Here is a 12,958-nt window from a genome sequence, read left to right as displayed (position 1 = left end):
TCGCTGTTCATCGAAGGGACCGCACGGCAGGACGCTCAGTCGAGCGCGGCGGCAATCTCGTCCACCATCGCCTGCATGGCGGTGAGGCCGGTGCCGCTCAAATACCAGCTGTCGGGATCGAGATACACCACCCGGCCGTTGGTCCAGGCCTTGGTCCTGCGGACGATCTCGTTGTCGAGCAGGACGCTGGCCGCCTGGCCGCGCTGGCCGATGGCCGCATCGCGGTCGATGACGAAGAGCGTGTCCGGGTCGGTCTTGAGGAGGAATTCGTAGGAGACCGCCTGGCCGTGGGTCGCGACCGCAAGGTCGGCGGCGGCAGGCGCAACGCCGAACACCGTGTGGATGATGCCGAAGCGCGAACCGGGACCATAGGCGCTCATGCGTCCGCCGGTGGTCATGATGATGAGGCCGGTGCCGGCGCCCTTCGCCTTGCCCTGGAGCGCGGCGATGGAGGCATCGAGTGCGGCGATGCGGCGCTCGGCTTCCTCCTCGCGCCGGGTGATGCGCGCCAGCAGCCGGACCTTGTTCTTGGCGTCCTCGATGTAGCGGGAGGCATCGACCGTGACGTCGACCGCCGGGGCAATGACGGCAAGCTCGGCATATTTGGCGGCCGAGCGTCCGCCGGTGACGATGAGATCGGGCGCGGCGGCCGCCACCGCCTCGAAATCCGGCTCGAACAGCGAACCGATCTTGGGATAGGCGGCCTCGTCGTATTTGCGGAGATAGGCCGGCTTCACCCCCTCCGGCACGCCGGCAACGGGAACGCCCAGCGTATCCAGCGTGTCGAGCGCGGCAAGATCGAAGACGAGGATCGTCTCGGGGCCGAGCGGCACCTCGCTGGTGTCCTGGGCGTGCTCCACCGTGATCGTTTCGGCGTGCAGCGGCGCGGCCGCGCCGAACAGCAGGGCGCAGGCCGCAAGGGCGGAGAGCAGGGAGGCGAGGAAGCGGGCAGGAACGGGCATGTCATCCATCCGTTGGATGTGGGAACGGGTTGGGGCCGCACGCTCAGTCGGTGCAGTCGATGGCGAGTTGCACCGCGTCGAGCGCGGCAAGGATGCGGGACGTCTGGTGGGTACGCCCCTCGTATTCCTCGTAGGAAAAGCGCAGGTGCCCCTCGCCCTTTTCTTCGACAAGGCCTGCAAGCGCGCGGGCATTGGTCACCATCGCGTTGCTGGAGATCCAGCGGCGGCGGGCCTCGACCCCCTCGCCGGCGCGCGCGTCCTGCGGGCCGAACTCTTCTTCCGCGCCTCCGACAGTGACGCGCAGGCCCGGCACGGACGCATCGGCTGAGGCTGCCGGCGGGCGGGCAAGAAGACGGTCAAGATCCGCGAGGACCTGCCGGTCGTCGACCCAGATGGAGGGGCTGCTCGCCGCATAGCAGGCGAAACTGCCCGGATCCGTGACGAGGCGGCGCAGCACCATCAGCCCGCCGAGGGAATGGCCGAACAGGGTCTGCGGCCCGGTGCTCTCGCCGAGCACGCTGTGCACCAGCGGCTTCACCTCGTCCTCGATGAGGGCAAGAAAGGCATCGCCGCCGCCGAGTTTCGGCCAGGGTCGGCCATTGGGCCGCTCCGGCATGACATGGACGCCGTCCGCCCGCGCGGTCGGCGGGGTCATGTCGTAAACGCGCCGGTCGACGCTGGCGCGGCCCCTCGGCCAGGCGATGGCGGCGACCGCGACCGGCGAACGGCCGGTGCGGACCGCGAGCCCGTTGAGCGTGCGGGAAATGTCGGTGAGGAGCGCGAAACTGTCCTCGCCGTCGAAACTGTAGAGCACCGGCCAGCCGCCGGCCGGCGCCTTGCCTTCCGGCCGGAAGACCAGCAGGCGGAAATCCTCGCCGCTCGCCTTCGCCGTGAAGGCGATCTCCACCGCGCCCTCGATCCGCGCGGGGACGACGCCCTGCCCGGACGCGCGCGCAGGGGTACCCGCCGCGACCAGCGCCGCGAGGCAAGGCACGATCAGGGATCGCAGGGCAGGCAGCGGCATGAAGCTCAGTCCTTGGGTTGCCAGACGATCTCCGGCTTTTCCCGCCAGGAGAAGCGCTCGAGATGGTCGTGGACGACGAACTTGGTGCGCGCCAGCGTCTCCTCGGTCTCCGAGACGCATTCGATCTTCAGCTGCTCCGCATCCGCCCATAGACGGCAGTCGCCGAAGGGAAAGTCGACCTCACCGCGGGTCGCGTCGAAACGGGCCTCGACCTTGTGGGCGAAGTGCTTGCACAGCTGCTGCAGGTAGCGCGATGCGTTGGCGGTGGTCACCGTCGTCTGAATGCCCGGCATGAATGGCTGTCCGCTATCAGGTTGCGCGGGACGGGGCGAAGAGAAGTCTCCGTCCCGTCCGTGTCGTTTGGTGCTTCCCCGGGGAAGCGATCAGAACTTCGCCGAGAGCCGGAAGGTCGCGCTGCGCGGCTCGCCGTAGAAGTTGAACACCGAGTTGCCGCCGACGCGCGAATAGTACTTCTCGTCGAAGATGTTGTTGACGTTCAGCGTGGCGGTGAAGTTGTCGTTGATCCGGTAGCCGGCCAACAGGTCGGCGGTGACATAGCCCGGCGCCTTGATGGTGACGCCGCCCGACACGCTCGAGAACGAGCTGAACGCGGTGACGCCGCCGCCCACGAACACGCCCTCGAAGGCACCGAAGCGCTCGTCGAACGCGTATTTGGTCCACAGCTGGAACATGTGCTGCGGGGTGTAGGTGCTGAAGGTCTGTCCGGCCTGGGCCGTGTTGAGATAGGTGCTGTCGGTATAGGTGTAGCCGCCGGCGATCTCCCAGCCCGGCAGCGGCGAGCCCGACGCCTCGAACTCGATGCCCTGCACCTCGACCTCGCCCTGGGCGATGGAGGCCCCCGGCGTCGTCGGGTCGGCGACCGCGCGGTTGGAGTCGCGCAGGTTGAAATAGGCGAGCGAGGCGTTGACGCCGCTGTCGAACAGCTCCGCCTTCAGGCCCGCCTCGTACTGCCGGCCCTCACGCGGGTCGATCATGTTGCCGGCGACGTCCGTTGCCGTCTGCGGCTGGAAGATCTCCGTGTAGCTGGAATAGGCGGAGAGCCAGTCGGTCAGGTCGAAGACGACGCCGGCATAGGGCGTGAACTTGGCATCGACGTCCTGCTTGCTCGTGACCGCGCCGGTGACGAGGTTGGTCGTCGAGGCGCTGTACCAGCTCAAGCGGCCGCCGCCGATCAGGGTCAGCCGCTCGATCGGCTTCACCCGCAGCTGGCCGTAGACGCCGAAGCGGTCGGAATCGGTGCCCGTCTGGACGTTGTAATTGACCACCGGCTCGGGCAGCGCGGAGTTCCAGTTGTAGATGTTCTGGTTGCCGGCGATGGTGCCGGCGCCCTGCAGCAGCGTGGCGTCGGTGTTCTGGTAGTCGACGCCGACGATGATGTTGTGTTCCTGGCCGAACAGCTCGAACGGCTTGCTGACATGCGCATCGAGAGCGAGCGAGCCGGCCTTGTAGTCGCGCGCCAGCCAGCGGGTGTCGGCCGTGTCGCCGCCGCCGGAGATGATGTCGCCGCCCGCGCCGACATAGCCGTTGGCCCAGGCATAGAGGAAGTCGACATCCGTATCCTGATAGCGGGCCGAGACCTTGGCATGACCACCGTCGTCGAACTTGTGCTCCAGCTCGGCGATGTAGTCGGTGACGGAATTGTCGAAGCGGTTCCAGTCGGCGCCGGTATAGGTGGAGCGGTCGAGGTCGAGCAGCGTGCCGTTCTGCGTCGTCGGCAAGCCGTTGAACGGAGTGATGTCGCGGACCTGGTGGCTGACCGAGAAGGTGGCCGTGGTGCTCTCGCCGATATCGGCCTGGATCGTGCCGTAGGCGACGCCGACGCCGTTCTCGGTCGTGTCGACGAAGCCCTTGTCGTGCTGGAGGACGCCGACGAAGCGGCCGCGCACCGAGCCCGATTCGTTGAGACGGCCGGTCACGTCGACCTCGCCGCGCTTGTGCTCCCAGGAGCCGAAGGCGCCCTCGAAGCGGGCCTCGAAATCGCTCTTGGCCTGCTTCAGGCGCATGTTGATGGCGCCCGCCGGCTCGCCCGCCCCGCCGAACAGGCCGGCCGGACCGCGCAGGATTTCCACATGGTCGATGATTGCCATGTCGGGCTGGGTGCCGTAGACGCTCGACAGCGGCGCGGGCAGGCCGTTGAAGTAGAGATTGTCGAACTCGAAGCCGCGCGAGAACAGGCTGGACCGGCCGTTGTCGTTGTTCAGCACGACGATGCCCGGCGTCTCCCGCAGGGCCGTGTCGAGCGAGGTGTAGCCGCCGTCCTCGAGCCGCTCGCGGGTGAGAACCGTGGTCGACTGCGGGATCTGGCGGACGGGCACGACGTCCTTCTCGCCAACGCTGACGAGATTGGTGGTGTAGCTGTCGCTCTCGTCCGTCTCGTAGCTGGCGCCCTGCACGACGATGCGGTCGAGCACGGTCGGAGCCGCGTCCTGCGCCAGCGCCGAAGCGGGAAGGATGAGACCGAGCGCGGTCGTCGCGAGCAGAAGCCGGCCAATCCGGGGCGAAGCCTCGCCCGGTACCGCCTGATGGCCAATCTTCATAGTCATGCACACCCCCATACACTGCCCGGCAGCGGGTGCCGAGCAGAAACTTGATAAAAACACTCATGTTTGTTAGAGGAAGGGCCCGACCAATGCCACCGCCGGACCTTTGCGCAGGCGTCAAAGATGTTTGCGCGGCGCGCGGTGCCCGCAGGAGAGGCGGCCACGACAATGTCAACCGGCTGCAACATCAGGGATAACGACGTTCTCGCCAACGACCTGCAGGACTGCGCGGCCGTCACCGGCCCCGGATTCCAGTTGCTGCGGCCGCTGACATCTTCGCGCGCGGCGGTGCTGCACGGCGACCACCGGATGACGCGCCTGCGCACGGGGCTGAACGTCCATACCTCCGACACGGTGACGCTGCAGGACATCGCCACCACCATCGAGCAACCGCCCGGCCTGACGCTGATGCTGTTCCTGGACGGCGGCGTCGATGCGACCATCGGCGGGGTGCCGCTCAATGTCGGCCGGCACGAGAACGAGCCGGTGCGCGGCGTGTTGATGTCGCGCACACGGCCCGACCGCTTCGTCCGCCATGCCCGCAAGGGCGACCGGCTGCGCAAGGTGATCGTGACCATGTCGCCGCAATGGCTGGCGGAAAGCGGCATCGACGACATTGCCGGGCGCGAGACGGTGCGCGCGTTCTGCGACACCCATCTCGCCCGCTTCGACTGGGTGGCCAGCCCGGCGATGATCGCCATTGCCGAGCAGATGCTGCATCCCCCGCATGATGGCAGCTTTTCCGAGAGCCTGTATCTGGAAAGCCGGGCGCTCGACCTTGTCGCCGAGGCCTTCGCCGCGCTCGCGGGCGAAGGGCGCGAGGCGCTGCGCACCGAGCTGTCGCCCGTCGAGCAGCGGCGCCTGCAGGCGATCAAGGACGTGCTGGCCGACCCGGAGGCCGACGGCCTGTCGCTGGATCAGCTTGCCCGGCAATGCGGGGTCAGCCTCAGCAAGATGCAGCGCCTGTTTCGCCTCGCCCATGGCGGCACGGTGTCGGAATATGTCCGCAGCACCCGCCTGGTGCGGGCGCGGCAGCTGCTGGAGCGCGAGGGCATCACCGTCGCCGAAGCTGCCCACCTGGCCGGCTACAGCAGCCCGGCCAACTTCGCCACCGCCTTCAAGCGCGCCTTCGGCATCTCCCCGCGCGAGGCACGGCGCAGCGCCCGCGCCTGAGACGGGGCTTCAGCCAGGACGCCGGGCGCCGGCGCACCCGCCTCATGCAATCGGCCCGAAAACCGCAATGGGCTTTCGGGCCGATGTCGTGTGTTTCAGATCGATCTCCGATCCTGTGCGCCCGGAGGTGCGCAGCGCAGTCTCAGACGCCGAGGAACGGATGCGGCCCGTCGAAGCGGCCGACCGGGATCCAGTGGCTGAGCAGCACGCCGTCGCGCAGCTCGTGCAGCATCATCGCGCCCGGCTCCACCGTCAGGCTGTTGCCGGCATTGGCGCGCTGGTCGAGCGTCACCGCATGCGAGGTGCCGGGGCAGACCTGGCAGATGCGCCCGTCGACAAGACCGGCGATGGAGCGGTGCAGGTGACCGCAGACGATTCGCACCTCGCCCTTGTAGCCGGCGATCACGTCGCGCAGCGCGCCCGCATTGTGGAGGTTGTTGGCGTCCATTGCGGCGATGCCGGAGGTGATCGGCGGATGGTGCAGGCCGAGCAGCACCGGCTTGTCGCCGAACACCGCAAGACGCGCCGACAGGGTCTCCAGGCTCGCGGGCGCCAGCTCGCCATGCGGACGCCCCTCGACTAGCGTGTCGAGGCAGATCACCGCGAGGTCGTCGAACTCGGCCACCCAGTCGATGGGACCGCTCTCCGGCATCCAGCCGCTGGCGGCCAGGCTGGCGCGCATCGGCTCGCGGGCGTCGTGGTTTCCCGGCACCGCGCGCCAGGGCAGCTGCAGCGGCGCCATGATTTCCTGGAACCGGCGGTATTCCTCGTCGGTGCCGTGCTCGGTCACGTCGCCGGTGACGATGACCATCGCCACCGGACCGATGGCCGGCAGCCAGCGGTTGATGGTGGCGACCGTCTCGGCAAGCGCTGCGGCGGTGTCGACCTTCTCGTAGGCCAGCTGGCCTTCGGGAACGATGTGGATGTCTGAAATCTGGATGATCTTGGTCATGCGAAGAACAGGTCCCTGAGCTGGGATTTACGAGCGGTCCTGGGGAAGAACGAGAAGGTCGTCGGCATCGATGCGCACGCGCACGCTATCGCCCGGACGCGGCGCTTGCCGGCCCGGATGGGTGGCGAACAGCGTTTCGCCCGTGATGCCGGCAATGCCGATGCGGTAATGGCCGCCGGAGAAGGCGACGGTCTCGACCGTGCCGGAAAGCGGGCCGGCCTCGTCGAGATGCACGTCCTCGGCCCGCACGAAGACCTCGACACCGGCCGCGCCAGCCGGCAGCGGCAGGTGGCCGCCGGGCAGGATCAGATGGCCGTCGACGATGGAGCCGGGCAGCGGCATCGCATTGCCGATGAAGCGGGCGACGAACGAGGAGGCCGGCGTGCGGTAAAGCTCCTCCGGCGGTCCGACCTGCTGCATCTGCCCGTGCGACATCACAGCGATACGGTCGGCGATGGCCAGCGCCTCCGCCTGGTCGTGGGTGACGAAGACGGCGGTGATGCGGAACTGGCGCAGCATGGCGGCGAGCTCGTCGCGCAGGCTGTCGCGCAGGGCCGCGTCGAGCGCCGACAGCGGCTCGTCGAGCAGCAGGATGCGCGGGCGCGGCGCCATGGCACGGGCCAGCGCCACGCGCTGTCGCTGGCCGCCGGACAGCGCGGTCACCGCACGCTCGGCATAGTCGCCGAGCCGGCACAGGGCCAGCACCTCGTCGACGCGCTGCTCGCGCTCGGCCTTCGGCACCTTCCGCACCTTGAGGCCGTAGCCGATATTCGCCCTGACCGACATGTTGGGGAACAGGGCGTAGGACTGGAACACCATGCCGACATTGCGGTGCTCGACGGCAAAACGGGTCACGTCCTCCTCGTCGAAACGCACCTCGGTGCCGGCATCCGGCGTCTCGAGACCGGCGATGATGCGCAGCAGCGTGGTCTTGCCGCAGCCCGAGGGGCCGAGCAGCGACAGGATCTCGCCCTGGCCGACGGTGAGGTCGGTCGGCAGCAGGGCACGGGTGCCGTCGGGATAGGTCTTGCTGGCGTTGCGAATGGTCAGCGTCATCGGGAAATCCTCTGTGCCCTGTCGGTGGCCCACTGCATCGCCATCAGCAGCGGCACGATCATCACGAAGAAGACGAGCGTGTAGGCCGAGGCGATCTCCAGGCGCATCGAGGCGTAGCTGTCGGCCAGGCCCACGGGCAGCGTCTTCAGATAGGGTGTGTGCAGCATCCAGGTCAGGTTGAACTCGCCGATCGACAGCGTGACCACGGTCAGCGCGCCGGCGAGAATGCCCGGCATGGCATTGGGCACGACGATGGTGCGGAAGCGCGTGGCGGCGGACGCGCCGAGCGTTGCCGCGCTTTCCTCCAGCGACTTCAGGTCCATCGCCATCAGCACGGCCAGCACCGAGCGCACCATGAAGGGTAGCGTGTAGAGCACGTGGCCGACCAGGATGAAGGTCCACGACGTGCGGAAGCCGGTCATCGAGCCGTAGAGCTGCAGCAGGGCGAGCGCCAGCGCCAGGCCCGGCACCGCCAGCGGCAGCGAGATGAACTCCTCCAGCACCCGCGACATGCGGCCGGGGTTCTTGGCCAGCGCATAGGCCGCCGGCACGCCGATCACCAGCGTGACGGCAAGACAGGCGATGGCAAGGCCCATCGACAGCAGGATGCTGTCCGCATAGAGCCGCCACACCTCGTCGACCCAGCGCAGGGTCATGCCCGACGACAGGCCGCGGAAATAGTTGACGGTGAGGCCGGCAAGGATCGACTGGATCGCCGGGACGATGAGGAAGGCCGCCGTCAGCAGGGTGACGGCAAGCTGCAGGAACCGGGGAAGGGTCAAACGCATCGCATCAGCCCCCCGCCGCGACGGTGGCACCCGCGAAACTGCGCGCAAGCAGCAAGAGCACCCAGGTGGCGATGCCGAGCAGCACCGACAGGGCCGAGGCCATGGCGATGTTCGCCGACAGGGTGAACTCGGTGTAGATCACCATCGGCAGCACGTCGATGTCGGTCGCCAGCGTGAAGGCCGTCCCGAAGGCGCCCATGGCGGTGGCGAAGGCGATCGCGCCGGCTGCGACCAGCGAGGGCGCCAGTCCGGGCAGGATCACGTCGAAGATGATCCGGTAGGGCGAGGCGCCGAGCGTGCGCGCGGCTTCCTCCAGCGAGGGATCCAGCTTCTCCGTCGCTGCCATCACCGTCAGCAGCACGCGCGGGATCGAAAAGTAGAGATAGCCCAGGAACAGGCCGAGCAGCGAATAGGCGAAGACCACATGGCCCGGCAGCATCATGTTGAACAGGCCCTGGCGGCCGCCCAGCAGGATGATCAGGAAGCCGACCACCACGCCGGGAAAGGCAAGCGGCAGGGTCAGAATCGACAGCAGCGCGCCGCGTCCGGGAAAGCGATTGCGGGCCAGGAACAGCCCCGCGGTGGTGGAGATCGCGAGTGCCACGACGCTCACCGCCAGCGAGACGAGCACCGTCTGCAGCAGCGTCTGGAGATAGCGCGGTGTCTGCAGGATCTGCAGGTAGATGCCCCAGCCCTCGGCCCCCTCGCCAGACGCCATCACCAGCCGCACCAGGGGCAGGGCAAGAAAGGCGAGCGAGAAGACGGCGAGCGGCAGCAGGCAGAGCGCAATGAAAGTGCGATTGGCCATGGCGGTCCGTCGTCATGTTCATGTCGGAAAGCCCGCGCCGAAACCGGCACGCGGGCGAGAACCACGGATGCCGGGCGCGCGTTGCCGCACGCCCGGCCCCCATGGGAGGATGGCAGCGTTACTTGACTTCGTTCAGGTAGCGCTCGCCGAAGGTCGCCTGGGCCTTTTCCATCTCGGCATAGTCGACCGCGACGGCCCGCTCGTAGTCCGAGGCCGGCAGGAACTTGGCGGCAACATCGGCCGGCAGTTCGACCGGACGGGCCGGCTGCAGGTAGGCGTTGGTCCAGATCGCCTGGCCTTCGTCGGAGAGGATGAAGTCGAGCACCTTCTTGCCCGTCTCCTCATGCGGCGCGCCGGCCACGAGGCTCATGACGTAGGGAACGCGGATCGAGCCCTCACACGGCAGGACGAACTCGAAATTGCCGTCCTCCTCGTACTTGCCGCGATAGGCGTTGAAGTCGTAGTCGAACAGGATCGGGATCTCGCCGGAGACGACGCGGGCGAACGAGGTCTGCTTGGGGACCATCGGATCGTTCTGCGCCAGCTCCTTGAAGAACTGGATCGCCGGATCGAAGTTGGTCAGGTCGCCGCCGAAGGCGATGTTGGCAGCCACGGCGCCGGCATAGCCGACGAAGGCCGAGGACGGGTCGAGATAACCGACCATGCCGCGGTATTCCGGCTTCTTCAGATCGGCGAAGCACTGCGGCACCGGGGCCCCGCCCAGCGCGTCGACATTCACGAAGAAGCCGAGCGTGCCGTAATGGACCGCGAACCAGCGGCCGTCGGCATCCTTGAGGCCGGCGGGGATCTCGTCGAAGCCGGCCGGCTTGTAGGGCGTGACGACGCCTTCGTTGCCCGCCTTGATGCCCGTGGTCACGCCGTAATAGGCGACGTCCGCGACCGGGCTCGCCTTCTCGGCCAGCAGCTGGCTGAGCGCCTGACCCGAGTTCTTATTGTCGTGCGGCATCTTGACGCCGAGCTTTTCGTCGATGGCCTTCAGCATCGAGCTCCAGTCGGCCCATTGCGGCGGACAGTTATAGCAAACAGCGTCTTCGGCCTGAGCCGGCAAAACGGCAACCATTGTCATTGCGGTTGCAAGAAGCATATGTTTCACGGCGGTGACTCCTGCGGTTCGGTAGCTCGGGTTACTGTCTCGACGGCGGGGAAGTTGCCGCTTCTCCGCCGTCTGTGTTTCCCGGCAGCGGCGGTCCGAGACTGCCGCCCTGCCGGAAACTGAAAGTCCTGGCCGGATCCGGCCGCGCCGGCGGCGTCTTGCCGGCTAGCCGTGCCAGGACGGTTCGTGCCGCCCCCTCGCCCATCGCCCGCGGATCGGTCACCACGGTGGCAAGGTTCGGCTCCACCATCAGGCCCGTCGAGATGCCGTCGAAACCGACGATCGACAGGTCCTGGGGAATGCGCATGCCAAGGCCTCGCGCCGCCTTCATGGCCGCGAGCGCCAGATAGTCGTTCGATGCGAAGATGCCGGTGACGTCCCGGTTGGCCGCCAGCAGCGCGCGCAGCAGCTCCAGCAGCTGGCCCTCCTGCTCGGCGATCTCCAGCAGCACGGGAGGCGCCATGCCGAGCGCGGCGCAGGCCTCGGCGAAGCCCTCGAAACGCTCGCGCGAGCGGTCTGAGCGGCCGAATTCCAGCGCCAGAAAACCGGTGTGCCGATGGCCGAGCCGGGAGAACTCCCGCGCAACGGCGGCCGCGGCCGCCCGGTTGTCGACCGTCCAGGCCGGAAAGCCTTCGCAGGGGCGGTTGTAGACCAGCGCGCAAGGCACCCCGCGCGCCGTCACCTGCTGCAGCCCCTCGCTGTCGTCGACATTGCTGACCGTGACGATCAGCCCGTCGACCTGCTTGGCGAGCAGGGTGCGGATCGCCCGGCTTTCCAGCTCGGCATCGTAGTCGGAACAGGCAAGGATGAGCTGATAGCCGGCGCGGTTGGCCTCGGCCTGGGCGGCCTGCACCACATCGGCGAACACCGGATTGGCGAGCGAGGGCACCACGCAGCCGATCGTGCGGGTCGTGCTGCTCTGCAGGGAGCGGCCGAGATCGCTGAACTCGAAGCCGAGTTCGGCGGCGGCGGCGAGCACCTTCTCGCGCGTCTTCTCGCTCGTCGACCCCCGTCCGTTCAGGACGCGGCTGGCCGTCGCGATACCGCAAGCGGCGCGCTCTGCCACATCCTTGATCGTAGGTGGTCGAATTTTCACCAGTCCCTCCCAAGCCGGCTACGGATCGGTACAATACCGCCGAAATCGGAAAATGGAAACGTTTCCATTACACATACAGCGTGCAAATGTCAGTTTGATGAAAGCAAGGGCCTGCCCAAGACGCAGGCAGCCCCGCCCTCCGAAGCGGCCGAAACGGCGGCCGCGCCTGACGTATCAAGGCCTTGGCAGATTTCTGGAGGGTTGGCGCAGGGCGCGAACGGGCACGCCCTGGCGAAAAAACTCGAAACAAAAAATGGCGCCGTCCGCGGACGGCGCCATGATCTTGCGCGAAGTGCTCTCCCTCAGCGGGCGAGGATCACGCCCTGCCCCGGCACCACGCGCAGCATCACCTTGGTGCCGGCTGCACGCCGGTCGCCGCCGCGCCGGTGCACTTCGTCCACCAGCACCGAGCGGTCGCCGATCTCGACGAAGTAGCGAATCGTGTCGCCGAGGAACTCGCTGCCCGAGATGGTGCCAGGAATCGTCCCGGCGATCTCTCCAGCGCCACCATCGGCGAATTCCAGCCCGCGCGGCCGCAGCACGAAGCTCGCCTCGCCTTCGCCATGCGTCCCCTGCAGCGGGATCGACGAGCGCTCGTCGAGCACGAAGCGGCAGGCGCCGTCGCGTACGATCACGTGGCCGTCGAGGATGTTGGCGGTGCCCAGGAACCGCGCCACGAAGCTGTTGGCCGGCTGGTCGTAGACATGGTCGGGCTCGCCGACCTGCTGCACCACCCCGTCCGACAGCACCGCGATCCGGTCGCAGATCGTGTTCGCCTCTTCCTGGTCGTGGGTCACGAAGATCGTCGTGATGCCGAGCCGCCGCTGCAGGGCCAGAAGGTCCTGCCGCATCTGGACGCGCAGGTTGGCGTCGAGATTGGACAGCGGCTCGTCGAGCAGCAGCACCTTGGGCTCGATCACCACGGTGCGGGCCAGCGCCACACGCTGCTGCTGGCCGCCCGACAGCTGCGAGGGATAGCGGTCGGCATAGGCATCGAGCCCGACGAGCTCCAGCGCCTCGCGCACCCGGCGGCGGATCTCCTCCGCCGGCCGGCGCCGTTCCTCCAGCCCGTAGGCGACGTTCTGGCGAACGGTCATGTGCGGCCACAGCGCATAGCTCTGGAACACCATGCCGACATCGCGCTTCCAGGGCTGCAAGCCGATGACGTTGCGCTCGCCCAGCAGGATCTCGCCGCTCGGCCGCGGGCCGAAACCGGCGATCGCCCGCAACAGGGTCGACTTGCCGGAGCCGGACGGGCCGAGGAAGGCGAAGAACTCGCCGGCCCCGATATCGAGGTCGATGCCCTTGAGCACCTTGGTGGTGCCGAAGGACAGGGTCAGGTTGCGGATCCGGATCGGCGTCGCGCCGCCGGAGGTCCCGGACTGACCGGTGGTCTCAATCGCTTGAAGCATGATCGTGCTCCG

At 67.8% G+C, this 12,958-nt stretch carries 12 protein-coding genes; 1 reads left to right on the top strand and 11 read right to left on the bottom strand.

The features are described from left to right. Positions 1 to 35: 35 nt before the first annotated feature. From BBX35_RS10615 to BBX35_RS10600, 4 genes are all read right to left on the bottom strand, one after another. A complete protein-coding gene (locus BBX35_RS10615; RefSeq protein WP_067219576.1) occupies positions 36 to 962 on the bottom strand; it encodes a siderophore ABC transporter substrate-binding protein in 927 nt (308 codons plus the stop codon). Between the two features lie 43 nt (positions 963 to 1,005). Beyond that, positions 1,006 to 1,986, bottom strand: a complete 981-nt coding sequence (locus tag BBX35_RS10610) for an alpha/beta hydrolase (protein ID WP_067219574.1) — start codon at positions 1,984 to 1,986, stop codon at positions 1,006 to 1,008. A 5-nt stretch (positions 1,987 to 1,991) separates the two neighbouring features. Next, positions 1,992 to 2,279, bottom strand: a complete 288-nt coding sequence (locus tag BBX35_RS10605; protein ID WP_067219570.1) for a DUF2218 domain-containing protein — start codon at positions 2,277 to 2,279, stop codon at positions 1,992 to 1,994. 90 nt (positions 2,280 to 2,369) lie between these two features. Then, the gene (locus BBX35_RS10600) at positions 2,370 to 4,550 is read right to left on the bottom strand and encodes a TonB-dependent siderophore receptor (RefSeq protein WP_171901432.1); all 2,181 of its coding nucleotides are present in this window, start codon (positions 4,548 to 4,550) and stop codon (positions 2,370 to 2,372) included. 165 nt (positions 4,551 to 4,715) lie between these two features. On the opposite strand from BBX35_RS10600, the gene BBX35_RS10595 reads away from it, so the two are divergent. Further along, positions 4,716 to 5,720: a helix-turn-helix transcriptional regulator gene (locus tag BBX35_RS10595; RefSeq protein ID WP_067219568.1), complete on the top strand. Its 1,005-nt coding sequence runs from the start codon at positions 4,716 to 4,718 to the stop codon at positions 5,718 to 5,720. A 142-nt stretch (positions 5,721 to 5,862) separates the two neighbouring features. Here the strand turns inward: BBX35_RS10595 and BBX35_RS10590 are convergent, their stop codons facing one another. The 7 genes from BBX35_RS10590 to BBX35_RS10560 all read right to left on the bottom strand — a co-directional run bounded on the left by BBX35_RS10590 (position 5,863) and on the right by BBX35_RS10560 (position 12,946). Continuing rightward, positions 5,863 to 6,672: a phosphodiesterase gene (locus BBX35_RS10590; protein WP_067219565.1), complete on the bottom strand. Its 810-nt coding sequence runs from the start codon at positions 6,670 to 6,672 to the stop codon at positions 5,863 to 5,865. A 27-nt stretch (positions 6,673 to 6,699) separates the two neighbouring features. Next, positions 6,700 to 7,728 (bottom strand): ABC transporter ATP-binding protein, encoded by a 1,029-nt coding sequence (locus BBX35_RS10585; protein WP_067219564.1) that lies wholly within the window; start codon positions 7,726 to 7,728, stop codon positions 6,700 to 6,702. Next, on the bottom strand, positions 7,725 to 8,516 hold the full coding sequence (locus BBX35_RS10580) for an ABC transporter permease (protein WP_067219561.1): 792 nt from the start codon (positions 8,514 to 8,516) through the stop codon (positions 7,725 to 7,727). Before BBX35_RS10580 ends, BBX35_RS10585 begins: the two co-directional genes overlap by 4 nt. A 4-nt stretch (positions 8,517 to 8,520) precedes the next feature. Further along, complete coding sequence (locus BBX35_RS10575) at positions 8,521 to 9,324, bottom strand: ABC transporter permease (protein ID WP_067219558.1); 804 nt, start codon at positions 9,322 to 9,324, stop codon at positions 8,521 to 8,523. 118 nt (positions 9,325 to 9,442) lie between these two features. Continuing rightward, complete coding sequence (locus BBX35_RS10570; protein ID WP_171901437.1) at positions 9,443 to 10,405, bottom strand: ABC transporter substrate-binding protein; 963 nt, start codon at positions 10,403 to 10,405, stop codon at positions 9,443 to 9,445. A gap of 64 nt (positions 10,406 to 10,469) precedes the next feature. Next, the gene (locus tag BBX35_RS10565) at positions 10,470 to 11,534 is read right to left on the bottom strand and encodes a LacI family DNA-binding transcriptional regulator (protein WP_067219554.1); all 1,065 of its coding nucleotides are present in this window, start codon (positions 11,532 to 11,534) and stop codon (positions 10,470 to 10,472) included. 302 nt (positions 11,535 to 11,836) lie between these two features. Continuing rightward, entirely contained in the window at positions 11,837 to 12,946 is a 1,110-nt protein-coding gene (locus tag BBX35_RS10560; RefSeq protein ID WP_067219551.1) for an ABC transporter ATP-binding protein, read from the bottom strand. Positions 12,947 to 12,958 lie beyond the last annotated feature (12 nt).

The sequence above is a fragment of the Stappia indica genome, from assembly GCF_001696535.1.
GTDB lineage: Bacteria > Pseudomonadota > Alphaproteobacteria > Rhizobiales > Stappiaceae > Stappia > Stappia indica.
This window is presented reverse-complemented; position numbering and strand designations above follow the sequence as displayed.